General features: G+C 62.6%; 17 protein-coding genes. 13 read left to right on the top strand and 4 right to left on the bottom strand.

The features are described 5' to 3' along the window. Nucleotides 1-398 precede the first annotated feature (398 nt). From ACS5Q8_RS13090 to ACS5Q8_RS13035, 12 genes are all read left to right on the top strand, one after another. A complete protein-coding gene (locus tag ACS5Q8_RS13090; RefSeq protein WP_443695258.1) occupies nt 399-824 on the top strand; it encodes a hypothetical protein in 426 nt (141 codons plus the stop codon). After that, nucleotides 821-1,735: a dermonecrotic toxin domain-containing protein gene (locus tag ACS5Q8_RS13085; protein ID WP_465160283.1), complete on the top strand. Its 915-nt coding sequence runs from the start codon at nt 821-823 to the stop codon at nt 1,733-1,735. The genes ACS5Q8_RS13090 and ACS5Q8_RS13085 overlap by 4 nt, the downstream gene beginning before the upstream one ends. Before the next feature lie 164 nt (nt 1,736-1,899). Beyond that, nucleotides 1,900-2,250, top strand: a complete 351-nt coding sequence (locus ACS5Q8_RS13080; protein WP_276197849.1) for a hypothetical protein — start codon at nt 1,900-1,902, stop codon at nt 2,248-2,250. A gap of 147 nt (nt 2,251-2,397) precedes the next feature. Continuing rightward, nucleotides 2,398-3,357 (top strand): AAA family ATPase, encoded by a 960-nt coding sequence (locus tag ACS5Q8_RS13075; RefSeq protein ID WP_017739127.1) that lies wholly within the window; start codon nt 2,398-2,400, stop codon nt 3,355-3,357. Between the two features lie 5 nt (nt 3,358-3,362). Beyond that, nucleotides 3,363-4,295 carry a DUF58 domain-containing protein gene (locus tag ACS5Q8_RS13070; protein ID WP_276197936.1) on the top strand — a complete coding sequence of 311 codons (933 nt, stop codon included), beginning with the start codon at nt 3,363-3,365 and terminating at the stop codon, nt 4,293-4,295. Next, on the top strand, nt 4,292-4,786 hold the full coding sequence (locus tag ACS5Q8_RS13065) for a DUF4381 domain-containing protein (RefSeq protein ID WP_276197848.1): 495 nt from the start codon (nt 4,292-4,294) through the stop codon (nt 4,784-4,786). The genes ACS5Q8_RS13070 and ACS5Q8_RS13065 overlap by 4 nt, the downstream gene beginning before the upstream one ends. After that, nucleotides 4,779-5,867, top strand: a complete 1,089-nt coding sequence (locus ACS5Q8_RS13060; protein WP_276197847.1) for a vWA domain-containing protein — start codon at nt 4,779-4,781, stop codon at nt 5,865-5,867. Before ACS5Q8_RS13065 ends, ACS5Q8_RS13060 begins: the two co-directional genes overlap by 8 nt. Beyond that, complete coding sequence (locus tag ACS5Q8_RS13055; RefSeq protein ID WP_465160282.1) at nt 5,864-7,603, top strand: vWA domain-containing protein; 1,740 nt, start codon at nt 5,864-5,866, stop codon at nt 7,601-7,603. The genes ACS5Q8_RS13060 and ACS5Q8_RS13055 overlap by 4 nt, the downstream gene beginning before the upstream one ends. Then, nucleotides 7,600-9,240 (top strand): BatD family protein, encoded by a 1,641-nt coding sequence (locus ACS5Q8_RS13050; RefSeq protein WP_443695251.1) that lies wholly within the window; start codon nt 7,600-7,602, stop codon nt 9,238-9,240. The genes ACS5Q8_RS13055 and ACS5Q8_RS13050 overlap by 4 nt, the downstream gene beginning before the upstream one ends. A gap of 781 nt (nt 9,241-10,021) precedes the next feature. Next, nucleotides 10,022-11,263, top strand: a complete 1,242-nt coding sequence (locus tag ACS5Q8_RS13045; RefSeq protein WP_443698357.1) for an exonuclease SbcCD subunit D C-terminal domain-containing protein — start codon at nt 10,022-10,024, stop codon at nt 11,261-11,263. Then, nucleotides 11,260-14,898 carry an AAA family ATPase gene (locus tag ACS5Q8_RS13040; protein ID WP_426102066.1) on the top strand — a complete coding sequence of 1,213 codons (3,639 nt, stop codon included), beginning with the start codon at nt 11,260-11,262 and terminating at the stop codon, nt 14,896-14,898. The genes ACS5Q8_RS13045 and ACS5Q8_RS13040 overlap by 4 nt, the downstream gene beginning before the upstream one ends. Next, nucleotides 14,895-15,488 (top strand): glutathione S-transferase, encoded by a 594-nt coding sequence (locus ACS5Q8_RS13035; protein ID WP_276197842.1) that lies wholly within the window; start codon nt 14,895-14,897, stop codon nt 15,486-15,488. Before ACS5Q8_RS13040 ends, ACS5Q8_RS13035 begins: the two co-directional genes overlap by 4 nt. Nucleotides 15,489-15,533: 45 nt before the next feature. On the opposite strand, the gene ACS5Q8_RS13030 is transcribed toward ACS5Q8_RS13035, so the two are convergent. From ACS5Q8_RS13030 to ACS5Q8_RS13020, 3 genes are all read right to left on the bottom strand, one after another. Then, nucleotides 15,534-15,713 (bottom strand): hypothetical protein, encoded by a 180-nt coding sequence (locus tag ACS5Q8_RS13030; protein ID WP_247407075.1) that lies wholly within the window; start codon nt 15,711-15,713, stop codon nt 15,534-15,536. Nucleotides 15,714-15,868: 155 nt separating this feature from the next. Next, complete coding sequence (locus ACS5Q8_RS13025) at nt 15,869-17,044, bottom strand: lactonase family protein (protein ID WP_426102062.1); 1,176 nt, start codon at nt 17,042-17,044, stop codon at nt 15,869-15,871. Beyond that, the gene (locus ACS5Q8_RS13020) at nt 17,031-17,318 is read right to left on the bottom strand and encodes a DUF5629 family protein (protein ID WP_276197840.1); all 288 of its coding nucleotides are present in this window, start codon (nt 17,316-17,318) and stop codon (nt 17,031-17,033) included. The genes ACS5Q8_RS13025 and ACS5Q8_RS13020 overlap by 14 nt, the downstream gene beginning before the upstream one ends. A gap of 141 nt (nt 17,319-17,459) precedes the next feature. Here ACS5Q8_RS13020 and ACS5Q8_RS13015 point away from each other — a divergent pair, with 141 nt between their 5' ends. Further along, a complete protein-coding gene (locus ACS5Q8_RS13015; protein ID WP_465160281.1) occupies nt 17,460-22,367 on the top strand; it encodes a dermonecrotic toxin domain-containing protein in 4,908 nt (1,635 codons plus the stop codon). 49 nt (nt 22,368-22,416) lie between these two features. Here ACS5Q8_RS13015 and ACS5Q8_RS13010 read toward each other — a convergent pair whose 3' ends face one another. Continuing rightward, on the bottom strand, nt 22,417-24,792 hold the full coding sequence (locus ACS5Q8_RS13010; RefSeq protein WP_276197837.1) for an efflux RND transporter permease subunit: 2,376 nt from the start codon (nt 24,790-24,792) through the stop codon (nt 22,417-22,419). Between the last annotated feature and the right edge of the window lie 9 nt (nt 24,793-24,801).

Raw genomic sequence — 24,801 nt, 5'->3', positions numbered from 1 at the left:
TATTCGGTCATCGGCTGGCAATGCAGGGTTGCACAAAGAGCAACCACACGCTCCAGACTACAAAAAAACCGGTCACCGCCGCAGGTATCAAGCCAATGATAGCTAACACACTCGAAGCCCGTCGGCACATACCTACAGCACATCAAGCAACAGACCTCGAACATCAGGGAACTTTTCCTGCGCCAACCGCCAATCAAAAAAACACAGGGAGCGTGGCTTACCGACCGTCATCTATTGCAGGCCCGTCATGATTACGCCAACAGCTCCCTCGCCCATCATTTCGCAATCCACCCCGTCACCGGACACCATCAAACCGCCGATTTCGTTCGCCGACAGCGGCGTATATTCTGCCGAGTGGGATAAATATAATCAGCCGGCCGCCAGGCCGCAGCCGAGCAGTGACCAAGAGCGGTTCGAAACGTGGAAGCTGCAAAACGCAAGTTGGATTAGATGTTGATCCAGATAAAACCTACTTGACGACCATCGCTTACGACCACACTTCGTACACGCGCCCCCGCAAGGGATATGTCATAAAAAAAATCTCACTCACCGATGCAGCCATGCGAAACATTCAGGGCGAAGAACTACCGTCAGGCATGCCGCTGTTTAGATATTCAACTTATAAGAACGGCAAGCCCAGTTTTGATATACAAGAAAACTCAAGGCATTCTAAAGACCAGCCCAGTATCAACGGCGTCTTCGATGCGCCTGACGGAGAAAGGATTTCAACGCACTACACAGGTCTTTATACCGAGCCCGACAGTTCGTCCCCCAACGCATACAGCGCTGAAACCAGGTTCCCCTGTCGCCTGACGACTTTATGAAAATGACGTGGGACCACGCCTATAAAAAGCCATACGACACGTACATTGATCACTATTGGGACACGAACCGAAAAGCATATCCGACGCGTATAAAGTTTAATTTCTTACACGCCGCCAGCCAGCAATATCACCATCACTCCCTAAGCAAGGAAGACCTGCGCCTCGCTGAGCGGGCAGCCGCAACGCCACACGGCAAATCATTCGCACAACTCACACCTGACGATCTCAACACGCCCTACCAGCCAGACCCTGACCTGGAAATAAAACTCCTCAGTTACAGCTGTGCCCAGTCTTCAGACGTATTCTATGTTCGAGACAAGAAAACCCAGAGAACGCTGCTCTTCATGCCAGGCAACGCCCCTAAAATCATTCCGTCCGACTCACCCAAAGAAATGAATAAGTGGCTCGGCGCACACATTGCCGACCCCAATAATGAACACTCATTTTTAAGTCATTTCCTTATGGACGACGCACCCAGCACCCTGTTTTATGGCGGCATTCAAAAGCGCTTGCAGATCCACCAACACCTGGCAAAAGAACAAGGTGCCGCTGCTTACTACGAACGGCTCCACGCTTGGAAAGAGGGCGGCATGTTCGCCGGAAAGACAGTGGACGACCCCTTCAAGGAAACGCAGAAACGCACCGAGTCTGCCACTCGATCAGACGCGTACTATCAATTCGTGCTCAATACAGACCATACAAAAAACACCGTCATCAAAGCGTTGGGGTATCTGAGTTTGGGCACCACAGTGCTCGCGCCACTAGGGTTCGCATTTCCCCCTGTAGGTTATTTACTGACCGCCGTCTCGTTAGCGGCGGGATTGGGGCGGGTAGGTATCGGAATAGATGACACTGTCAATAACCGGCCGGGGGACCTGATCGCATACTCGACGGAGCCTGGCGAACCGTGACGCCCATCGCGACAAGTGCACTTGGCAACGCCGCGGCGCCCTTCGCCAACGCGGTTAAAAACTTTTCACTCAAACCATGACGCACGGATTGAATTCATACCGACATAAATATGGCCGCAGTGGCAGAATCCTGCTTTTGCGGCCAATAAACTCATAGGACTGCCATGCAATTGATCACGACCAACCTGATCGTCAACCCATGTGACGACGAAGAAGACAACATGGCCATGCTCTGCTGCCACGGTCAAAGCGGCGAGATGTTCATGCTGACCCGCTACCCCGATGAAGATGAAGTGGAGCTGACCTGGGATTACGAGCCGTCAACCCTGGATGGGCTGAAGGTCACGCTGAGTGACACGACGTTACGGGTAGAGCTGGCAGCGGGTGATGCCGACGCAATGGGTGGCAAGGATCACCTGGAGATCACCCACGCCACAGCCGCATCGGACCTGGCCGAGGTGGAGGAAACCTTGCAAAACATCCTCAAAGGCACTGGCACCTACGTCCGGGCGTGATTACCTCCCACACAAAATTCCTACAGGTTTTGCCAAAAATACTCGTTACGCCGTTAGTCGCCACCCCCCTCGATGCATTAAAGTAAGCCTCCCAAGCCCGGCGTTGCTTCTCGACCACCGGGCTCATCTCTCCAGGAACCGTCATCGATGGAACATCGTGAAGCGCTGCTTGCGCTGCGAACTTTTCTTTCTACGCAGATTCTCGGCCAGGAAAAACTCATCGATCGCCTGTTGATCGCCTTGCTTGCCGACGGCCATATGCTGGTAGAAGGCGCGCCGGGCCTGGCCAAGACCAAGGCCATCAAGGAGTTGGCCGAAGGCATTGAAGCGCAGTTCCATCGTATCCAGTTCACCCCCGACCTGTTGCCCGCCGACATCACCGGTACCGAGATCTATCGCCCCGAAACCGGCAGTTTCGTGTTCCAGCAAGGACCGATCTTTCACAACCTGGTGCTGGCGGACGAAATCAACCGCGCCCCGGCCAAGGTGCAGTCGGCCTTGCTCGAAGCCATGGCCGAGCGCCAGGTCAGTGTGGGCCGCAGTACTTACGAGCTGTCGCCGCTGTTTTTGGTGATGGCCACGCAAAACCCCATCGAGCAGGAAGGCACCTACCCGCTGCCCGAAGCCCAGCTCGACCGTTTCCTGATGCACGTCAAGATCGGTTTCCCGGACGCTGCCGTGGAGCGGCGCATCCTGCAGCAGGCCCGTGGCGAGGCGCTCAATGGCGAAACCAAGCCCGAGCGCCGCGTCAGCCAGCAGGCAATCTTTGCCGCTCGCAAGGAAATCCTCGGGCTGTACATGGCCGATGCGGTGGAGGAATACCTGGTGCAACTGGTCATGGCCACACGCACCCCGGCCAAATTCGACCCGGAAATGGCCGAGTGGATTGCCTACGGCGCCAGCCCACGCGGCTCGATCGCCCTTGACCGCTGCGCCCGTGCCCATGCCTGGCTGGCCGGGCGAGACTTCGTCAGCCCGGAAGATATCCAGGCGGTGCTGTTCGACGTGCTACGCCATCGCATCATTCTATCGTTCGAGGCCGAAGCCGCCGGGATTGACCAGGACCGCGTCGTGCAACGCATTCTCGACGTCGTTGCCGTCGCTTGAAATCGATAAACGCAAGCTTGGGAATCCGCGTCACGCTCGGCGAATTGATTGAGATGCGCCACCGCGTGCGCGAAGTGCAGCTGTTTTCCACGCCGAGCCAACGCAGCCCACTGATCGGCCTGCACCACTCCAAGCTGCGCGGGCGTGGAGTCGACTTCGACCAGGTACGCGTCTACCAGGCCGGCGACGATGTGCGCACCATCGACTGGCGCGTGACTGCGCGCACCCAGGAGCCGCACACCAAGCTGTTCCACGAAGAGCGCGAACGCCCGATTTTCATCATGGTCGAGCAAAGCTGCCGCTTGTTTTTCGGTTCAGGACAGATGTTCAAGTCGGTGCTCGCAGCCCAGGCGGCCAGCCTGATCGGCTGGGCGGCGCTGGGGCATAACGACCGTGTCGGCGGGCTGGTCTTCGGCGACAACGAGCACTACGAAATCAAACCGCGACGCAGCAAGCAAAGCCTGCTGCAACTGCTCAACCGCCTGGTACGGGTCAACCAGAGCCTGAACACCGAAAGCAGCCCCGAAACCGACGCCTTGGGCATGGCCCTGCGCCGTGGCCGTGAAGTGCTGCGCCCGGGCAGCCTGGTGATCGTGATCTGCGACGAGCGCGCACTGACCGAAGGCGCCGAACAACAACTGAGCCTGCTGTCACGCCACTGCGACCTGCTGCTGTTGCCGATCTCCGACCCGCTCGACCATGCCCTACCCGCCGCCGGGCTGCTGCGCTTTGCCGAACGCGGCGCGCAACTGGAACTGGACACACTGAACGTCGATTTGCGCCAGGCCTACAAGGCCCAGGCCGAAGCGCGTATCGCACGCTGGGAGCTGCTCGCGCAGAAACTGCGGGTATTGCTGATGCCCTTGAGCACCCAGAGCGAAATGGTCGAGCAACTGCGCGAATACCTCAACTCGCAACGCCCGGGTAAAAAGCAATGAGCAGCCTCGACCAACTGCAACCGCTGATCGCCCCGCCTGCGATCGGCTTCTGGCCGCCCGCGCCAGGCTGGTGGCTGTTACTGCTGGTGATCCCGCTGCTGGGCTGGGGCGTGTGGTCGCTGCGCCGTTTCCTGCCCACGCGGCGCCCGGTGTCCCGCGCCGAACAACCGCTGGACCCGCTGCGCATCACCGCCCTGGCCGAACTGGCCCTGATGCCCAAACCCTACGACGGCGCGCCGGCCGGCGCCTGGTTGCAGCAACTTAATGGCTTGCTCAAGCGCCTATGCCGCAACGACTACCCCTACAGCCAGAGCCACACCCTCAACGGCCGCAAATGGCTGGCGTTTCTCGATAACCGCTGCCCCGCCGCCGGCCTCACGCGCTGGATGGTGCTGGTGGAAGGCGCCTATAAGCCCGAATGCAAACTTGACGACAAAGCCATCGCCGGCCTGACCCAGGCGGTCGACACCTGGATTCGCAAACATGTTTGAGTTCGCCTGGCCGTGGATCTTCGCCCTGTTGCCACTCCCCTGGTTGATGCGCCTGCTGCTGCCGGCAGCCGACAGCGGTGAGCCAGCGCTGAAAGTCAGCTACCTCAGCGACCTCGAAGGCCTGGCGGGCCGCCGCGCCCGCTCGAACCTGCCGGGCTGGCGGCAACAGGCGCCTTTCGTCGTGCTGTGGCTGCTGCTGTTGAGCGCCGCCGCCCGCCCGGAATGGCTCGGTGAACCGCTGCCGATTGCCGCCAGTGGCCGCGATTTGCTGGTGGCCGTGGACGTGTCCGGCTCCATGGATTTCCCCGACATGCACTGGGAGGACGACGACGTCAGCCGCCTGACCTTGGTCAAGCACCTGCTCGGCGATTTTCTTGAAGGGCGCGAAGGCGATCGTGTCGGCCTGATCCTGTTCGGCAGCCAAGCGTACCTGCAAGCGCCGCTGACCTTCGACCGCCGCACGGTACGCACCTGGCTCGATGAAGCGCGCATCGGCATTGCCGGCAAGAACACCGCCATCGGTGACGCCATCGGCCTGGCCTTGAAACGCCTGCGCCAGCGCCCGGCGCAAAGCCGTGTGCTGATCCTGGTGACGGACGGCGCCAACAACGGTGGCCGGATCGACCCACTGACCGCCGCGCGCCTGGCCGCTGAAGAAGGGGTGAAGATCTACCCGATCGGTATCGGCGCCGATCCTGAACAAACCGGCTCCCTCGGCATTCTGGGCGTCAACCCGAGCCTGGATCTCGACGAGCCGGCGCTCAAGGCTATCGCCGAGGCTACCGGCGGCCGCTACTTCCGTGCCCGCGATGGCGCAGAGCTGCAAGCGGTCAAGGAGACCCTCGACCAACTCGAACCCGTCGAACAGCAACCCACCCAGGCCCGCCCGGCGCAGGCGCTGTACAGCGCCCCCCTGGCATTGGCGCTGATCCTCAGCCTGTTGCTGGTGGTGCAGGAGCGCTGGCCGAACAACGCTCTGCAACGGCTGTTCAATAAACTGTCGAGCAAGGGGCATTTTCTGCAACAGCACCCTGAATGGCGCCAGCGCCTCAAACGCCTGCGTTTGCGGAGGCGTCGATGATCGACCTGTGGCCGCACTGGTTCCGTCCCTGGTGGCTGTTGCTGCTGCCGCTGCTCGGCTGGTTGCTGTGGCAACTCTGGCATCGACAAAAACGCGCCGGGCGCTGGCAGATGATCCTGCCGCCGGCGTTCCATGCCGTGCTGCTCAGCGGTGGCAACGGGCGCGAAAGCAAATCGCCGTGGGTAATCCTCGGTATCGCCTGGCTGCTGGCGGTGCTGGCCTTGCTCGGCCCTAGTTGGCAGCGGGTGGAACAGACCAGCCAGAAGCCTTCCGATCCGCTGGTGGTGCTGCTCGAACTGACCCCGCAAATGCTCGCCACCGACAGCCCGCCCAGCCGCCTGGAACAGGCGCGGCGCAAGCTGTATGACTTGTTGCAGGCGCGCAGCGACGCACAAACCGCCATCGTCGTGTATGCCGGCAGCGCCCACACCCTGGTGCCGCTGTCGGACGACCTGGCCACCAGCCGCAATCTGCTCGAAGCGCTACGCCCCTCGTTGATGCCTGAACCCGGCCACCGTGCCGACCTGGCCGTGGAGAAAGCCCTGGACCTGCTCAAGCACGGCGGCCTCGGCCAGGGCCGGTTGTTGCTGATCGGCTCATCGCTGTCCAAGCAGGAGCGCCAGGGCATCCGCTTGCTGCTGCAAAGCGGCCAGGCGCCAAGCCTGTCGATCCTCGGCATCGGCAGTCGCGAAGGCACCCCGGTGACCCTGGAGAGCGGCGAGTTCCTCAAGGACGAACAGGGTGCAATCCTAGTACCGCGCCTCGACAGCCCGACCCTCAAAGCCTTCGCCGACGAAATGGGCGGCCGCTACCGTGCCGCGCGCCTGGACGACAAGGACCTGCGCCAACTCGGCATGCTCGACGCACCGCAAGCCCTGCGCAACGACGGCCAACTGCTGCACCTCGACACCTGGGCCGACCAGGGTTACTGGCTGCTGCTGCCGCTGTTGCTGCTGGCGGCCTGCGCCGGGCGCCGTGGCTGGCTGTTCTGCCTGCCATTGCTGCTATTGGGCGCGCCGCAGCCCAGCTATGCCTTCGAACTCCAGGACCTGTGGCTGCGCCCCGACCAGCAAGGCCAGTACCTGCTGAAGAAAAAACGCCCCGCCGAAGCCGCCGAACGCTTCCAAGACCCGCAATGGCAAGGCGTGGCGCTGTACGAGGCGGGTAACTACGCCGAGGCCATCAAGCGCTTTGCCGAGGGCAGCGACGCCTACTCCCACTACAATCGCGGCAACGCGCTGGCCAGGTCCGGTGAACTGGAAGCGGCCATCGACGCCTACGAGCAGGCGCTGGAAGCCCAGCCTGATCTGCTGCCGGCCCTGAAAAACAAGGCACTGGTGGAAAGCCTGATACAACAACATGCGCAGCCCGAGTCGACCAAGCCTGCAAAAAACGAAGATGACGAAACCACCCAACCCGGCCAAACTGCGCAACCGGGCACCAGCGGGCAAAGTGCCACGAGTGGCGAGCCATCGTCCCCCAGCCAGGGCGAGGCCGGCACCGGCGACACCCAGGCCGGCGCCACGCCACAAGCGGGCGGCAATGACGTGCCAGGCAGCGAACTGGGGGATGAGCAAACCACCACCCCGCCGCTGCGCCCGAGCGACGCCAGCCTGGACGGTGAACATCGCCAGGCCCTGGAACAATGGCTGCAGGAGATCCCGGACAACCCCGGCGAACTGCTGCGCCGCAAATTCTGGTACGAACAGCAACAGCATCAGGACAAGACTCGATGAGCCGCCGCACCACCCTTCTGCTTCTGCTCGCGTTATCGGCAGGCCACGCCCAGGCGGCGAACCTGGTCGCGAGCGTCGACCGCAGCCGCCTCAACTCCGGGGAAACGGTGGAACTGACGGTGGAATCCAGCGACGTCACCCAGTTCGGCAAACCCGACCTGTCGCCGCTGGATGCGCAGTTCGAAGTCAGCGGCACCCGCCAGATCAACCAACTCACCACCCTCGGCGGCGACAACCACGCCACCACGCGCTGGATCATCACTCTGCTGCCCAAGGAAAACGGCACCGTGGTGATCCCGCCGTTGCAAGTGGGTGAATACACGACCCAGCCGATCAGCCTGCAAGTGTTGGAAACCACCAGCCAGGACACCAACGCCGAACTCGCGCCGGTGTTCGTCGAGTCCAACCTCGACCAGAACAGCGTGTACGTTCAAGCCCAGACACTGTTGACGGTACGCGTGTATCACTCGGTGTCGCTGTACGACGACAGCAGCCTCACACCGCTGCAGATTCCCGATGCGCGTATCGAGCAACTGGGCGAATCGCGCACCTACGAGAAAGTCATCAACAGCATTCGCCATGGCGTGATCGAAACCCGCTACGCGATCTACCCGCAGCACAGCGGCAACCTGACGATTGCGGCGCAAACCTTCAGCGCAACCTTGGTGGAGTCGCGCCCGCCGCAGGAGAACACGCTGCAAGGCACCAAGCCGGGCAAGCTGATTCACGTCAGCACCGCGCCCATCGAGTTGACGGTCAAACCCAAGCCCGAGTTGTATCCCGCCGATGCGCCGTGGCTACCGGCACGCAGCCTGACCCTGAGCGAAAACTGGAACCCCGAGCCGGACCACGTGCAGATCGGCGATTCCCTGACCCGCAGCTTGACGGTCAAGGCCGAAGGCCTGTCCAGCGCACAACTGCCGGGGCTGCCGAGCGCCGAGATCAATGGCCTGCGCCGCTACCCGGACCAACCGGTACTCGGCAACCAGAACAACGACCGTGGCCTGATCGGCAGCCGTGAAGACCGCGAAGCGCTGGTACCCACCCGCGCCGGCGCCCTGGAATTGCCGGCGGTGGAAGTGGTGTGGTGGAACACCCATGAAGACCACCTCGAACGCACCAGCCTGCCCGCCCGCACCCTGCAAGTGGCGAATAACCCGAGCCTGGTGGTGGACACGCCTGCCACACCGACCGTCATCACCGCGCCCGACGATAGCCGCCTGTGGCTGTGGCAACTGAGCACCCTGCTCCTCGCCTGCACTACATTGCTGGGTTTCGGCCTGTGGTGGCATGCGCGTCGCCAACCGGCGGTGCAGCGCGCCGCACAAACCGGCCCAAGCCCGCGCACCCTGCTCGACGACCTCAAGCGCGCGACCCAGGCCAACGACCCCCAGGCCACCCGCCAGGCCCTGGACGCCTGGGCCCGGCAACAACCAGAAACCCTGGCCGACATGGCAGCGCGCTTCGTGCCGCTGTCCGACGCGCTGGACGGCCTGAACGGCGCGCTGTACAGCGAAAGCGGCCACTACTGGCTGGGTGAAGAACTGTGGCGCGCGGTAAAAGCCATCCCGATGGCCGAACGCGCGCAAGACCCGGCCACCGATACCACCAGCTTGCCGCCGCTGTATCCCAAATAGCCGATCTGATACGTCACGAATCGAGAGTCGGGCCGGGTGGTGGGCCAGTCAACACTGAGCAAGCGGACCCACCGCCACCCCGATAGCGGTGTATCAGTCAATTATGATGTCGGCTGACACGCCGCCATCGGGGGCAAGCCCCCTCCCACACTGGATCTGCGTCGCCTGATCGGCATGGCCCGAACCCTGTCCGACCGCGCCCCGGATTGCCTGCCAGCCAAGACATAACGCACACCGCGCCCCCCTGTGGGAGGGGGCTTGCCCCCGATAGCGGTGTATCAGTCAATTAGATGTCGGCTGACACGCCGCCATCGGGGGCAAGCCCCCTCCCACACTGGATCTGCGTCGCCTGATCGGCATGGCCCGAACCCTGCCTGACCGCGCCCCGGATTGCCTGCCAGCCAAGACATAACGCACACCGCGCCCCCCTGTGGGAGGGGGCTTGCCCCCGATAGCGGTGTATCAGTCAATTAGATGTCGGCTGACACGCCGCCATCGGGGGCAAGCCCCCTCCCACAATGGATCTGCGTCGCCTGATCGGCATGGCCCGAACCCTGCCTGACCGCGCCCCGGATTGCCTGCCAGCCAAGACATAACGCACACCGCGCCCCCCTGTGGGAGGGGGCTTGCCCCCGATGGCGGTGTATCAGTCAATTAGATGTCGGCTGACATGCCGCCATCGGGGGCAAGCCCCTCCCACACTGGATCTGCGTCGTCTGGAGCAGCCCGCTCGCAATACAGGTAAACTGCCCTCCTTTTCATCTTCTCCACGGAGCTCGCCTTGCGTCTGTTTCACACCTCCGACTGGCACCTTGGGCAAAACCTGCATGGCCAGGAACGCGACTTCGAACACGCCTGTTTCCTCGAGTGGCTGCTGCGCCAGCTCGGCGCGCACACGCCGGATGTGCTGTTGATCGCCGGCGATATCTTCGACACAGTCAACCCGCCGCTCAAAGCCCAGGAGCGCCTGTACGATTTCATCATCAGCGCCCACGAACAAAACCCCGCTCTCACGATTGTGATGATCGCCGGCAACCACGACTCCGGCTCGCGCATCGAATTGCCCGCACCGTTGATGCGCCGCTTGCGTACCCACGCCTTGGGCCGGGTGTTGTGGCTGGATGACGGGCAACTGGACGCCGAGCGGTTGCTGATCCCGCTGCCCGGCGCCGACGGCAAGATCGCCGCCTGGTGCCTGGCGCTGCCATTCCTGCGCCCGGCGGAAGTCACCGGCGCGCAGTTGGGCGACGATTACCTGCGCGGTATCGGCCAGGTGCATGAATGGCTGATTGCCGCAGCCAACGCCAAACGCGAGCCGGGCCAGGCGCTGGTTGCCATCAGCCACGCGCACATGGCCGGCGGTTCGGTGTCGGAGGACTCCGAGCGCAGCCTGATCATCGGCAATGCCGAAGCGCTGCCCGCCAGCCTGTTCGATGCCAGCGTCAGCTATGTAGCCCTCGGCCATCTGCACAAGCCGCAGCGGGTCAACGGCGAAGAACGCATTCGCTACAGCGGCTCGCCGATCCCGTTGTCGTTTTCCGAAATCGGCTACCAACACCAGATTCTCGACGTGACCTTCGACGGCGAAGCCCTGGTCAACGTCGAACCGCGCCTGATCCCTCGTTCGGTCAACCTGCAACGCCTGGAAGCCGCGCCCCTGGCCGACATCCTCAAGCAGCTCGGTGACTTGCCCGACATCGACCTGCTCGCCGAAACCCAGCGCCAGCCCTGGCTGGAAGTGCGGGTACGCCTCGACGAACCGCAGCCCGACCTGCGCCAGCAAATCGAAACCGCCCTGCAAGGCAAAGCCGTGCGCCTGGTGCGCATCGCCGCCGAGTACGCCGGCAAACGCGGCAGCGACGACTCGAACGACGAGCGCTTGATCGAACTCGACCAGCTAACCCCTCAGGAGCTGTTCAGCCGCGCCTGGCAGGACAACTACGGCAGTGAAGTGGATGAACAGACCTTGAAGGATTTCGCGGTGCTGCTCCAGGAAGTGCAACAGGAGGGCGAACAGCCATGAAGATCCTCGCCATCCGCCTGAAAAACCTCGCCTCCCTGGCCGGCCCGTTTGAGATCGACTTTACCGCCGAGCCCCTGGCCAGTGCCGGTTTGTTCGCGATTACCGGGCCGACCGGCGCGGGCAAAAGCACCCTGCTCGACGCGCTGTGCCTGGCGCTGTTTGGTGCCGTGCCGCGCCTGGGCGATACCGGCCAGGCCAAGATGCCCGACGCCGACAGCGATATTTCCATCGGCGACCCGCGCACACTGCTGCGTCGCGGCACCGGCGGTGGTTATGCCGAGGTGGATTTTGTCGGCGTCAACGGCCGCCGCTACCGGGCGCGCTGGGAAGCCAACCGCGCCCGCGACAAAGCCAGCGGCAAGTTGCAGAACAGCCGGCAGAGCCTGATCGACCTGGACAGCGACCAACTGCTGGCGAGCCAGAAAACCGAATACAAGACCCAACTGGAATTGGCCCTGGGCCTGAACTTCGAGCAGTTCACCCGTGCTGTGTTGCTGGCGCAAAGCGAGTTCAGCGCCTTCCTCAAGGCCAACGACAACGAGCGCAGCGAACTGCTCGAAAAGCTCACCGACACCGCGCTCTACACCCTGCTCGGCCGTCGCGCGTTCGACAAGGCCAAGGACGCCAAGGACGCCCACAAACAACTGCAGGACCAGGCCACCGGCGTGGTGCCCCTGGCCCCGGAGGCCCGCGCCGAACTGGACCAACAGTTGGCCCAGGCGCAACAACAGCTCAAGACCGAGCAAGCCCAGCTCAAGCAACTGGAGCTGCAGCACACCTGGCTCAAGGAACTGCGCGAATGGCAGGAGCGCAAGCTCAGCGCCGTCGAACAGTTACAGCAAGCCCAGCAACACTGGGACAGCCAAGGTCCACAGCGCGAAGACTTGAGCCGCCTGGAACAGTTGGCACCGCAGCGCCATCAATTCGCACGCCAGGCGGAACTCGACACCGTGCTTACGCCGCTGGCGGCGCACATTCAAGCGCATATCGAGCAGCAAACCGATCTGCATGAGCGCCAGGAACACGCCCAACAGCAGCAGGCATCCGCCCAAACGGCGCTGGCAGCGGCCCTGAAAGATCAGGCCGACGCCGTGCCTTTGCTGCGCCAGGCCTTCGAGGAACAGAACACCCTCGCCCACTTGACCAAGGAACTGGCCAAGCGCAGCGAGGACCAGCAACAGCACGAAACGGCCTGCGCCGAAGGTCAGGCCTTACTCAAGGGCTTGCAGGAAAAGCACAGCCACGTCGCCGAGCGCCTGCAACGCCTGGCCACCGGCCTGGAACGCAGCGCCGCCCTCGCGCCGTTGAGCGAGGCCTGGAACGCCTACCGCGACCGCCTGCAACAATTGATGCTGATCGGCAATCGCCTGAACAAGGGCCAGGCCGAACTGCCGCAGCTTGAACAGCGCGCCACCGCCGCCGCCGAGAAGTTCGCCCAACAACGCGACGCCCTCGACCTGCTGTACCAGGAAGCCGGGGCCGAGCCTCACGCCGTCGCCGAACAGATCCAGTTGCTTGCCAGCCTGCTGCAAGACAATCGCAAGCAGCAACGCGCCTTTGAAGACCTGACCCGGCTGTGGGACAGCCAGCAACAGCTGGACGAGCAAGCGGCCTTATTGACGCAGAAACTGTCAGACGCCCAACAACAACGCGACCGGTTGAACCAGACCGGCCTGCACACCAAAGCCGAACTCACGGTCGCCGAACAAACCCTGACGGTGACCAAGCAGTTGCTGGAGCGCCAGCGTCTGGCGCGCAGTGCCAGCGTCGAAGAGTTGCGCGAGCAATTGCAGGATGGTCAGCCCTGCCCGGTGTGCGGCAGCCATGAGCATCCGTATCACCAACCCGAAGCGTTGCTGCACAGCCTCGGTCGCCACGACGAAAACGAAGAGGCCATGGCGCAGCAAGCCGTCGACAGCCTCAAGGAAAAACTCACCGAACTGCGCGGCGAAGTCGGCGGCTTGATCGCCCAGCAAAAGGAATTCCTGCAACAACAGGAGCAACTGACGACGCAACAGCACGCCCTGGCGCCCAGCCTGGACGCGCACCCGCTGTCGGCCTCGTTGTTCAATCAGGACGCCGCCCGGCGCAGCGACTGGCTGGCCCAGCAGCTTAGTCAACTGACGCAAAACATCAGCCAGGACGAGCAACGCCAAAGCGCGCTGCTCAACCTGCAACAAAACGCCGGGCGCCTGCAGCAACAGCTACAAGCGGCCCAAGACGCCGGCCAGCAAGCCCGACAGTTACTGATCGACCAGCAACGCGAGCTGGCCAACGACCGCGAACGCCTCGACGAAGAACTGCAGGCCTTCGCCAGCCTGTTGCCGTCCGAGACCCTGGAAGGGCTGCGCAGCGAACCGGCGGCGACCTTCATGCTCTTGGACCAACAGGTCAGCCAGCGTCTCGAAGAGCTGGCCCACCAGCGCGATGAACTGGCCGAGCAACAAGCGCGTCAGCAGGCGATCGAGAAAGCACACACCCATCAGCAGCATCGCCAGCAGCAGCTCGACGCGTTGCGCCAGCAGGTCAGCGAACTGGCCGCTCAGCAACACGCGGCCGAGGAAAAACTCAGCGGCCTGCTCGGTCAGCACCCGCGTGCCGAAGACTGGCAACAGCAACTCGAACAGGCGGTGGCGCAGTCACGCCAACGCGAAGCCGACGCCAACCAACAGGTGCAGGACATCCGCAACGCGTTGATCCAACTGGCCGCCGACCTCAAGGCCCAGCAGGACCGTCAGCACACGCTGCAAGCCGAACAGCAAGCGCTCGCGGCGCGCTTGCGCGAGTGGCGCGCCCTGCACCCCGAACTGGACGACGCCGGGCTCAAGCGCCTGCTGGCCTTCGACGACGCCCACGCCAGCGCACTGCGCCAGCAGCTACACAGCAGCGAAAAAGCCGTCGAGCAAGCCAGTGTGCTGCTGCAGGAGCGCGAACAACGCCTGGCCGAGCACCAGGCGCTGCACAACGGCAACCTGCAAGCAGAACAGTTGGACAGCAGCCTGGCGGCGCTCAACCAGCAACTGGCCGACGGCGAAAAACACTGCGCCGAACTGCGCGCGCGGCAATCCGAAGACCAGCGCCGCCAGGACGCCAACCACGCCCTGGACGAACAGATCGCCAAGGCCTATGACGAATGGCAACGCTGGGCGCGCCTCAACGCGCTGATCGGCTCGGCCACCGGCGACACGTTCCGCAAGATCGCCCAGGCCTACAACCTCGATTTGCTGGTGCACCACGCCAACGTGCAATTGCGCCAACTGGTGCGCCGCTACCGCCTCAAACGTGGCGGCAGCATGCTCGGCCTGCTGGTGATGGACACGGAAATGGGCGACGAACTGCGCTCGGTGCATTCATTGTCCGGCGGCGAGACGTTCCTCGTCTCCCTGGCGCTGGCGCTGGGCCTGGCATCGATGGCGTCGAGCACCTTGAAGATCGAGTCGCTGTTTATCGACGAAGGTTTCGGCAGCCTCGACCCGGAATCCCTGCAGTTGGCCATGGACGCACTGGATGGCCTGCAAGCCCAAGGCCGCAAGGTGGCGGTGATTTCCCACGTACAGGAAATGCACGAGCGCATCCCGGTACAGATCCAGGTCAAGCGCCAGGGCAATGGTTTGAGCACCGTGGAGGTGAAGTGAGCGAGGCGCTGCTGTACTCGTTTCGCCGTTGCCCCTATGCGATGCGCGCCCGCCTGGCTTTGCGCTATTGCGGCGTGCCGGTGCGGATTGTCGAAGTCAGCCTCAAGGCCAAGCCGGCCGAGATGCTCGCGCTGTCGCCCAAAGGCACGGTGCCGGTGTTGAGCGTCGACGGCCGGGTGATCGACGAAAGCCTGGACATCATGCGCTGGGCCTTGGCGCAAAACGACCCGCAAGACTGGTTGCTCCAGGGTGATCCGGCGGTACTGGCGCTGATTGCCGAGAATGACCAGGGCTTCAAACATCACCTGAATCGATACAAGTATGCCGAACGCTACCCGGAGCAGCCGATGGAACATTATCGAGCCGAAGGTGAGGTGTTTTTGCAGAAGCTGGAGGGCTTGCTGACAGACCGCGCGTATGTGCTGGCCGATCACCCGAGCCTTGCGGATATGGCCGTGGCGCCGTTTGTGCGGCAGTTTGCGCATGTCGATCGGGCGTGGTTTGCGCGCACGTCATACCGGCGGGTGCAGGCGTGGTTGCAATGGTTTCTGGAGTCGCCGCTGTTTATCGCGGTGATGGCAAAAACCTGAATCGGTCTAAACGAGTGTGGGAGCACGCCTGCTCCCACATGTCGCTCAGTACTGGGTTTTGTGATCCAGTGCTGCGTAGAAGTTGGCACTCTGTTGCAGGTATTTCTGGGTGTAGGCGCTGGTGCTGGATTGTTTGCCGATGACGTTCACGCTGGCGGCAGCCGGCAACGCAACAGTGGCGGAAACAGCAGAAGCGGCGATGATCGAGAAGAGATTGAAGTTCATGTCGGTAACCCTTGTGTTCGTTTGGTTGAGTGGCCGTGGAGGCCTTGGAACTCAACTTACGCCCGAGGGTTGGGCCTTAGAAATGCTTTGAAACAGTAGCTGTTATCAATCGAATTAATAAAGAGGATCAGGCCCCGCTGCGCGGGGCCTGTGGCTTATTGACGCAGCAGGAACTTGAGGTCGCTGGGCGCATCGATCGGCAGTTTTTGCACGGTTTTACCGAGCAGGCCGGTTTTGGGGTCGCGTTCGACCACCACGATTTCATTGCTTTTCTGGTTGGCGATCAGCAGGAACTTGCCGCTCGGGTCCAGGCTGAACTCGCGCGGGTGGTCGCCTTCCACGGAACGGCGCTGCAGTTCCTTGAGGTGTGCGGTGGCCGGGTCGATGCTGAACACCAGCAACTGATTGGCCGTGCCGCGATTGCTCACATACAGGAACTTGCCATCGCTGGAGGCGTGCAACGCCGCGCCGGCCTTGTCGGCCACCGGTTGCCCGGCGGCGAAGTCCACCAATTGGGTTTGCTTGAGCTGGCCGTCGTGGTAATCGAACACCGCGACCTGGGCGCTCATCTCGGTGGTCAGCCACGCGTGTTTACCGTCGGCGCTGAACAACAAATGACGTGGACCGCTGCCCGGTGGCAAGGGCACCGACGCCGGGTTGGCCGGGGTCAGAGGCCGTTCCGGGTTGGCCTTGGGGTCGTAGTGGTAGGCAAACACCTTGTCCGCGCCGAGGTCCTGCACAAACACGTACTTGCCATCCGGCGACGGCACCACCGAATGCACATGGTTGGACGCCTGGCGCTCCGGGTTGACCCGGCTCGCCGGGTGCCCGCTCAACTGCACCGGCGCCGACAACTTACCTTGGGCGTCCAGCGGCAGAATCGCCAGGCTACCGCCCGGCTCTTCGAGCACCGAGTAATTGGCGACGAACAGGTAGCGGCCATCGGCGGCCACGCTGGAATGCGTCGGCTCGCTGCCCAGGCTTTGTACCTGGTTGATCAGCGTGAGCTGATGGTTCTGCGGGTCGATGCGGTAGCTGCTGACGCGACCGACCGCGTCCTGTTGGCCGGGGCCGTTTTCATTCACCACAAACAGATGCTGCTGGTCTTTGGAGACCGTCAGCCAGGACGGGTTGGCCGCTTTCGCCGCCAATACCGGCTTGCCCTGGAACTGCCCGGTGCGGCTGTCGAATTGCAGACGATAGATCCCTTCGCTGCTGCCCGCGGTGTAGCTGCCGACCAACAGTTCATAGGTGTCGGCCGGTGCCGCCTGCACCGACATCGCCCCGACGCTGCCCGCCATCAACAAGGGCCAGAACTTACGCATCAGCATCCGCTTCATCCTCATCATGGTTATTGCCGGTGACGGCACTCATGCAGACCAGGCGGTGCTCGCCCACATCACCGGTCAGCGTCCAGCTTTGCAAGGTCTCATCGAAGACCGCCGCCTGCAGCTGTTCCAGGCTGAAACTCCAACGTTTTTGCACACGGCCATCCATGGCGATGATCAGCAGCTGTTCATTATCCAGGGTGAAGTCGAAGGCGTGCAGCCCGTCGATTTCAAGCATGTCGCTGGTGGCAAGGACGGCCGTCAAAGTAGTAGTCATCACAGTCTTTCATCAGGTTCAAAGGGCTAATGATAGGCCACTTTGGCGCCGGGGCCTAAAACCATAACCGGCTACCGCATCGGCACAACACTGCGGATTACCGTGCAAGGGCGCGTCTTTATTCAACGTAAAGGAATACCCATGCCAGACCGGAATGCCCCCCTCGCCGCCCACCCGACCCGACAAGCGGTTGAAGCTCAGTTTTTCAATCGTCCGACACTGCGCTCAGTCACCGCGCAGATGCTGGCCCGCAACCTGACGGAAAAATACCCGCCGCTGACCCATCCCCTCGCAGACCTTCGCCTGGCCGTGCCCCGCGACGGTGGCGGTCGGGCCTTGCTGCCGTTATTGGACGTCGCACTGAACCACCTTGCCGACGGCAGCTTTCCCGATGTGTCGACGCGCCAAGGCCTCGACAGCTACTTGAGCACCCCCAACGGCACCCGGCTCAGCTATCCGGCCAATGGCTCTCGCGCCTATGACCTGCTGGTCATCGAAGCCATGATTCGAGAGCTGCCGTCGATTCTGTTTATCGGTTTTCAAGAAGCCTTGGCCGCCTATTGGGGCCAGGACAGTGGCGCCGGCGGCAGTCGCTGGCAGTGGCTGGCCGACGTGCTGCAAGGCGCGCTGCTTGACTGCGCCACGCGCCAGCCCGGTGTCGCCGCCCGCCCACTGAACATCCTCGGCACACTGGCTCGCTACCCCGACCGCGCAACCCGCGCACGCCGCCCGGCCCCCGACGACGCGATTCATGCGTATACCCTGGAAACCCATCTGACGCGGGCCGGCAGCCTGCTCACCCTGCAGGCGAGCGCGCTGCTGGTGGTGTGCCGCGAGCAGGTGTTGCTGTGTCGCCTGTCCGGTGAAATTGAGTCCTACCCCGATCTGGATACGTTCGGCCAGGCCTGGGGCGAGCACCTGCAACAGCGTTACCGTGCCGACAGCATCACCTGGCAGCAGTACGAACCCGACGGCAATATTTTCGAGGTGCAGGCCGCGCTGATCCTCAACCAGCAACTGGAGGACCTGGCCGCCATTCAACTCCCGGCCCACACCACGGTGCAGGCATTGGCGCAGCAGTTTGCCGTGGCCACCCAGCCGGCGCGTGTATTTGCCAGCGCATCCGTCACCGCGCTGGCGACCCTGTCAGCCATCCAGGCCAGCCTTCCCGACTGGCTGCAACGCGCCAGCGCCGCCGACCGCCTGGCCTACCGCGAATGCCTGCTTGAACAGGCCGGGATCAAGCGCCAGACCCTCAGTGACTCAGACTTCGATGGCCTGGAAACCCTGCGCAGCTACGCCACCGAACACTTGAACCATCAGCTGTGCCTAGACCGCTCCGTCGCCCTGGGTGGTCAGCGCACCTGCAACGACGCGGCACGCGCTGCCGGTTACCGGGCAGACGATTTGACCCTGACCTTTCATGTCGCGGTGGGCAGCCTCGAGGGCGGTTACATTGAGCCGGTCACCATGAGCCTGGTGGATCTGGTGCTGAAGAACCTGTCGGGAAGCCCCAAAGGCCGCATGACGCTCAGCCATCGCACCGGCCGTGCGCTCGAAGCGTGGTTAACGCCTGACTACATCCGGCAACTGGTCGAACGTGTCGACATTGGTCAGAACTACCCCGCCTACCTGCGCCAGGAACTGATGAGCGACACCGACGCGGCGCGCAAACGCCAGCGGCTGTTCGCGCAACAGCGGCCCGTTCACCTGAAAATTCAAGCGCTGGAGCACGCGATCAAAGGCGAAGCGGGCCTGACCACGCGCGGCGTGCGCTGTGTGCGTGCGCTGATCGCCCCCAACCCGCTGGCGCGCCGGGTCGATGGCGACGAGATTGTCATCCGCACCCTGGCCTTTCTGCGCACTCCCGCTGCCACGGCGGACGTGGTGCACAACATGTTCATCATCGAACCGCTCGACACCCAACGGGGGCCGCACCTGCTGTACCGTCCGGCCTATCGCGAAGCGCTGCTCGAGTTCGCCAGCCGCGCGCATCTGCTGGCGGCCATTGTGCAACCCGGCGCGCTACAGCAGAGCGTGCTGACCTGGTTGGCGGCCCCGGCCAGGGCGATCTACAGCAACGGGGGTTTTACCCAGCCGCACGCCGTGCGTATCGGTATAGGCTCGGAGTTCGACCGGCTGCCCGAGGTGCCCAAACCCGCAGCATTGGCGAAAGCCGGCGACCCGAGCAGCGACGAAATCCTGCAAGCACTCCACCAGGGCAGCCTGATGGAGTATCTGTTTGGCTGCGAAACCCGCCAGTTGCTGGACCAGGCCGAGCGCGAGTCGACGTCGACTACACAGAGCCGCTGGGCGTTGATCCTGGAAGGCATGCAGCTGGGCTTCAACACCTTGTTGATGGCCGTGCGCGGGCCGTTGGCGTCGATTGGCTGGCTGATCCAGGCGACGCAAAGCCTCACCCAGGACCTGCCCGCGCTGGAAAGCCATGACCCTAGGGCAAAGGAGCTGGCGTGGGTCGATCTACTGCTCAATATCGGCATGCTGCTGGTGCATCAAGGCGCACTTACCGCGCACACCGACACCCCGCCGCTCGAAGAACAGGCCCTGACTCGCGCGCCCTTCAGACGCCCGCCACCCGGCCAGCCCATCAGCCATCCAGCGGTGGTGGAACACGGCAGCATCGGCCTGCCCTCCGAACCACCCGGCGGTGGCCGTACTCTGTTGGACTTCGACCATTCGTTGGCCGGCGACACGGCCTGCGCCGCGCTGCTGGAGAAACTGCGCGCCGTCAACGTGCCGTGGCCCGTCCCCGCTCCCGCCCAGATCAGCATCGGGCCTCACCAAGGTTTGTACCGCATCAACGGCCGGTGGCATGCCTCGGTGGCGGGGCTGTTATTCCGGGTCAGCATTGTCCCGGGCTTTGGTGACGTGTTCATCATTCATCCAGAAAAAACCGAGCATCCCGGCATTCAGCTAAGAACTGACGGCAACGGCCATTGGTCGCTGGACCGTGGCTTCAAACTGCTAGGCGGCGGGCCCAAGCGATTGGCGGCCTTGCGCGAGGAAAACCAGCGCAGGAAAGCCGAGGTACTCGCACGCGTGCAGGCACTCGGCGAAGACATGCAGCACCTGATGGCGCCGTTCCAGGCATCCGCGACGCAGATATCACCGGCCCTGGAAGCCTTGCGCACGCAACGCAAAACCGCGCAGTTGGTGTGGAACCTGCTGCAAAAAGCGACAGACCAGCAAAGACCCGCCCTCCAAGCACGGCATCTGAAGGAAGCACTCAAGCACCAGACACTACGGACCGAGTTTCAGGTGCTGCTGGAGAACCTGGAAATGCTGTTCGCGCAATCACTGACCCCGCGCCTGGAAATGGTCCAGTTGGGCGTGGAGCTGGAAAAGGTCGGCGGCGCCGGTATGCATGTGCATGACCGCGCGAAAATCCTCAAGACGATTTGGGATCAACAACTGTTTATCCAAGAGATGCTCGTGGCGCGGTTGAACGCTGTGCGCTTTTCCGGCGCAGGCGAACCCATGGCATCGATGGCGCGTCGGATGTTCGTGAATAACTTGCTCGGCGACTCGACCGTCTACGACGAATATGTGCGCAACGCCATCGAATCCGCGAACATTCGCCAGCACATGGCCGAGGTCTCCAGCGCCATGGAGACCACCCTGGAACAGCTGGAAAGCGATTCACTGGCGGGGCGCACGATACGCCAAGAACTGCTGGCACAGATCGTGTACCCGCAGCATTTTTTCCCCGACAACCTGCGGCTCAACGCCCTGGATTACCTGGCGGCCAGCAGCGTTGAGATGACCGACGTGCGCCTGCCGCCGCAGGAAGAGCTATACGTCAAGCGCCTTGAGCAAACCGACCTGAGCGAAGTGCTGCTGTCTCACGTCGAGGTGCGCAGCAGCACCGAGTACACCCTTGCCGAACAACGGGATGTGTACGAGACCGTGCTGAAAAAGTACCGCCGTTATGAAGAGGCGATCCGCGCACTCAAGGCGCTCAACCCGAGCCGCCTGCGTCCGCAGGCCGAGCGCCTGCTGGCGGGCCTCGAATACGCCCAGGCGCTGGCGCAAAGCGAGCTGGAAGCGGTGGTGCGCAAGCAGGAAGAGCTGGAGGTGGTGCTACCGCTGTCGAAAACCCTGCGGCCCAAGGCGCCGACAAAACGCGTGTTCAAAACCCGTAAAAAAGACTATTTGATCGGCGAACTCAAACCGGCCGATGCGCAGCACACCGAGGAGCACTTCACCCTCACCGATACGCTGACCGGTGAAGCCGTTGCCTCATTCAACCCGCACGCAGACGGCTGGGCGACGACCGCCGAGCAGCCCGCCCAAGCCCCCATGCCAGCCCCGCGAGGCCGCACGCTGGCGACGCTCAAAGGCCTGGCCCAGACGCTGATCGAGCAACGCAGTGGCATTGAACGCGTCATAACCTGCGACCAGCAAAAACTTGATTCGCCCCTCACCCGCCAACAGGTCAACCCTGGCGACTGGGACGAGCTGCTCACCGGGCACGCGAACAAGCTCTGCGCACTCGCCGATGAAATCAAACGCGACCACCTCGATAAACCCTCGGCCCAGGACCTGATCGATGAATACCAGGCCCAGGCCCGCGACATGGCTCGGCTGGCGCAACGGGTGTGCAGCGAGGGCTACAAGCGTCAATGGCCGACCCAGGAGGGCCTCGATTACCTGTGGCAACACCAGCAGATCGATATCAACCTGACCAGCCTGGCCGACCCGCAACGGCCGACCCTCAGTGGCGACTTCTTCACCGAGTACGCGGTGTACGACAAAGCGAAAAAACCGCCGGTGGTGCTGTGGTATGCGCACTTCCATTACGCCAGCGCCGACGCCCCGCCCGCGCGCTATACCCGCGCCCACCTGAAACTGGCGGAGCAGCGTAAATACACGCAGAAGGATTTGCTCAAGCAACACGTCCAGGCCAGCTTGCGTAGCCCTGAGGAGCCGGGCGCCGAGCCGATCAGGCGGATTGTTTACGTGTTGATCACGCCGCCCGTGGACCAGTTGTTCCTGGCGATCGCGCCAGCACCGCGCGCAAGCCAGTGAGCGCGGTGTGACATTGACGGTGAGGGCGAAACCGCCCCCACCAACGCACTCAATGGGCGAATAGCGAATTGCCTTTCTGCCCGGCCAATTTCTCCGGTTTGATCAGGAACCTTGCCAGCGCCGGCAGCAGCCACAGCGCACCAAACATGTTCCACAGCAGCATGAAGGTCAGCATCAGGCCCATGTCGGCCTGGAACTTGATCGCCGAGAAGATCCAGGTACACACGCCAATCGCCAGGCACAACCCGGTAAACAGCACGGCTTTACCCGTGGATTTGAGCGTCTGGTAGTACGCCTCTTGCAGCGGCAAACCGGCGCGCAGGAAACTTTCCAGACGGCTGTAGATGTAAATGCCGTAGTCCACGCCGATCCCCACGCCCAGGGCGACCACCGGCAAGGTCGCGACCTTCACGCCAATGCCCATGAACGCCATCAGCGCGTTGCCCAGCACCGACGTCAGTACCAGCGGCAGCACGATGCACAGGGTCGCCGCCCAGGAGCGGAAGGTGATCATGCACATGGTCGCCACGCACAGGTACACCAGGGCCAGGATGGTCAGCTCCGACGCCTTGATCACCTCGTTGGTGGCCGCCTCGATCCCGGCGTTACCGGCGGCCAGGATAAATTCCAGGCCGTCCTTGTTGTTTTCCTTGGCGAAATCCTGCACCGCATGCACGGCGCGGTCGAGGGTTTCGGCCTTGTGGTCGTTGAGGAACACCAGCACCGGCGCCAGCGAACAGTTGTTGTTGTACAGGCCATCGGCGCGGGCGATGGAGTTGTTCAACACGTCCGGGTTGCGCGACAGGGTTTCCCATTTCAGGTTGCCCTCGTTCATGCCCTTGATCATCTGCTTGGACACGGTCACCAGTGAGATCGCCGACTGCACACCCTCGGTGTTCTGCATCTTCCACATCAACTGGTCGATGGGCGCCATGGCTTCATAGCGCGAACAGCCTTCGGCCTTGGTCTTGACCATCACCACCAGCACGTCGGAACTGGTGGAGTAATTGCTGATGATGAAGTTGTTGTCCTTGTTGTAGCGCGAATCCGGGCGCAGCTCTGGCGCGCCTTGATCCAAGTCGCCGATCTTGAGGTTCTGGCTGTACCAGAGGCCGCCGCCAAACGCGACCAGCGCCAGGGCGACGGAAATCGGCGCGACTTTCGGGCTGGCGAAATTCGACAGCAGGCGCCAGAACGGGTGTTCGCGATTCGCGTCTTTCTTGCTCCTGGCGATGGCGCGCTTGCTGATACCGGCATAGGAAATCGCCACCGGCAGCAGGATCAGGTTGGTAAACACGATCACCGCCACGCCGATGGACGCGCCGATGGCCAGTTCCCGGATCACGCCGATGTCGATGATCAACAGCGTAATGAAACCCACCGCATCCGCCAGAATCGCGATCATCCCCGGCAGGAACAGTTGGCGGAAGGTACGCCGTGCGGCCGTCAGCGCGTTGTCCGCGTCGCTCGATTGCAGGGCAATACCGTTGATCTTCTGCACACCGTGGGAAATACCGATGGCAAAGATCAGGAACGGCACCAGCATCGAATACGGGTCGAGCCCAAAGCCGAAGAAGTGCATCAAACCCAGTTGCCAGACCACGGCCACCAACGTGGTGCTCAACACCGCGACGGTGCTGCGCAAGCAGTTGGTGAACCACAGCAATAGAACCAGGGTGATGACGAAGGCAATGCCGAAGAACAGCACGACCATCACCAGCCCGTCGATCAGGTCGCCGACCTTCTTGGCGAAACCGACGATGTGGATCTTGACGTTGGGGTTCTGCGCTTCGAATTTGGTGCGGATCTTGTCCTCCAATTCATGGGAGAACTTCCGGTAGTCCAGCGCCAGCAACTTGCCCTGGTCCTGCGGGTCCGGGTAGGACTCCAGCAGCGGGATGTCGACGATGCTCGACTTGAAGTCGTTGGACACCAGCCGCCCGACCTGGCCGGACTTGAGCACGTTGTTGCGCAACTGATCGAGGCTTTGCGGCGAACCGTTGTAGCTCTGCGGGATCACTTCACCGCCGGCAAAACCTTCTTCGGTCACTTCGGTCCAGCGCACGCTGGGGCTCCACAGCGACTTGAGGCCCGAACGGTCGACGCCGGAGATGTAGAACACCTCGTCGTTGATCTGCCGCAGGGTCTCCATGTAGTCCTTGGTGAAGATGTCACCGTCCTTGGCCTCCACCGAAATACGTACCGTGTTGCCCAGGTTGGCCAGGTCGTTGCGGTGCTCCATCATCTTCTCGATGAAGGGGTGCTTGAGCGGGATCATCTTTTCAAAGCTGGTGGATGGGCGAATCAACGTCGCCTGCCAGAACAGGAAAATGCTCACCAGCAGGCAGATGACGATCACTGCCGGGCGGTTGTTGAAGATCAGGCGCTCAAGAAAGGTCGCTTTATCGTTGTGATGACTGCTCATTCTTTCCCC

The sequence above is a fragment of the Pseudomonas sp. PAMC25584 genome (assembly GCF_058135675.1).
Note: the sequence above shows the minus strand (reverse complement) of the source record. Positions and strands in the feature narration are given on the sequence as shown.

Bases quoted from the DNA above. Each gene is read 5' to 3' on its own strand.
- ACS5Q8_RS13025 (WP_426102062.1), bottom strand. From the start codon at position 17,044: ATGCTGATGCGTAAGTTCTGGCCCTTGTTGATGGCGGGCAGCGTCGGG.
- ACS5Q8_RS13065 (WP_276197848.1), top strand. From the start codon at position 4,292: ATGAGCAGCCTCGACCAACTGCAACCGCTGATCGCCCCGCCTGCGATC.
- ACS5Q8_RS13055 (WP_465160282.1), top strand. From the start codon at position 5,864: ATGATCGACCTGTGGCCGCACTGGTTCCGTCCCTGGTGGCTGTTGCTG.
- ACS5Q8_RS13060 (WP_276197847.1), top strand. From the start codon at position 4,779: ATGTTTGAGTTCGCCTGGCCGTGGATCTTCGCCCTGTTGCCACTCCCC.
- ACS5Q8_RS13015 (WP_465160281.1), top strand. From the start codon at position 17,460: ATGCCAGACCGGAATGCCCCCCTCGCCGCCCACCCGACCCGACAAGCG.
- ACS5Q8_RS13040 (WP_426102066.1), top strand. From the start codon at position 11,260: ATGAAGATCCTCGCCATCCGCCTGAAAAACCTCGCCTCCCTGGCCGGC.
- ACS5Q8_RS13030 (WP_247407075.1), bottom strand. From the start codon at position 15,713: ATGAACTTCAATCTCTTCTCGATCATCGCCGCTTCTGCTGTTTCCGCC.
- ACS5Q8_RS13010 (WP_276197837.1), bottom strand. From the start codon at position 24,792: ATGAGCAGTCATCACAACGATAAAGCGACCTTTCTTGAGCGCCTGATC.
- ACS5Q8_RS13085 (WP_465160283.1), top strand. From the start codon at position 821: ATGAAAATGACGTGGGACCACGCCTATAAAAAGCCATACGACACGTAC.
- ACS5Q8_RS13080 (WP_276197849.1), top strand. From the start codon at position 1,900: ATGCAATTGATCACGACCAACCTGATCGTCAACCCATGTGACGACGAA.
- ACS5Q8_RS13020 (WP_276197840.1), bottom strand. From the start codon at position 17,318: ATGACTACTACTTTGACGGCCGTCCTTGCCACCAGCGACATGCTTGAA.
- ACS5Q8_RS13050 (WP_443695251.1), top strand. From the start codon at position 7,600: ATGAGCCGCCGCACCACCCTTCTGCTTCTGCTCGCGTTATCGGCAGGC.
- ACS5Q8_RS13075 (WP_017739127.1), top strand. From the start codon at position 2,398: ATGGAACATCGTGAAGCGCTGCTTGCGCTGCGAACTTTTCTTTCTACG.